This window comes from Falsochrobactrum shanghaiense (assembly GCF_003149535.1).
GTDB lineage: Bacteria > Pseudomonadota > Alphaproteobacteria > Rhizobiales > Rhizobiaceae > Brucella > Brucella shanghaiense.
Window position 1 is genome coordinate 1 of sequence record NZ_QGDB01000032.1, and the last position, 869, is coordinate 869.

Consider the following 869-nt stretch of genomic DNA (forward strand, 5'->3'; position numbering starts at 1 on the left):
TACATGTTTACATAGACCGGTCCTTCGCCGCCTTGGGGCGGAACCCAGTTGATGTTCTGGTTCGGATCCTTGATGTCGCAGGTCTTGCAGTGCACGCAGTTCTGCGCATTGATCACAAAACGCACATCCTTCGCGCTCGGATCGGACGCCGCATTGCCGTCGGCATCCACCCATTCATAAACGCCTGCCGGGCAATAGCGCGTCGATGGGCCAGCAAAAACATCGTGTTCCGATGTCTTCTGCAACTCCATATCGCGAACCAGCAAATGCACCGGCTCGTTTTCATCGTGATTGGTGTTCGACAGGAACACCGATGACAAACGATCAAAGGTCAGCACGCCATCCGGCTTGGGGTAGTCGATCTTCCTGTGCTTTGCCGCTGGTTCCAGCGATTGCGCATCGGTCTTGCCGTGTTTGAGCGTGCCGAAAAGCGAAAAGCCGAAAAGCTGGTTGGTCCACATATCAAGACCGCCGAGCCCCACCCCGATTGCCGTGCCAAAGCGCGACCAGAGCGGCTTAACGTTGCGGACTTTTTTCAAATCCTTGCCGATGGCGCTATCACGCCAGCTGTTTTCGATCTCGACCGGCTCGTCATTGGCGCGGCCTGCGGCGATAGCCTCCGCGATCTTGTCGGCGGCGAGAATGCCGGAAAGCACCGCATTGTGGCTGCCCTTGATGCGAGGCACATTGACGAGGCCCGCCGAGCAGCCAATCAGCGCTCCGCCGGGGAAGGAAAGCTTTGGCACCGACTGGAAGCCGCCTTCGGTAATCGCGCGCGCGCCATAGGAGAGCCGCTTGCCGCCCTCGAATGTGTCGCGGATCGCCGGATGCGTCTTGAAGCGCTGGAATTCCTCGAAGGGCGCCAGATA

General features: G+C 58.8%; 1 protein-coding gene. It reads right to left on the reverse strand.

Going from position 1 to position 869, the window contains the following annotated elements; translation table 11 throughout:
* The coding region (locus DKP76_RS18865; RefSeq protein WP_146198961.1) for an electron transfer flavoprotein-ubiquinone oxidoreductase at window positions 1-869 on the reverse strand (869 nt) is incomplete at both ends.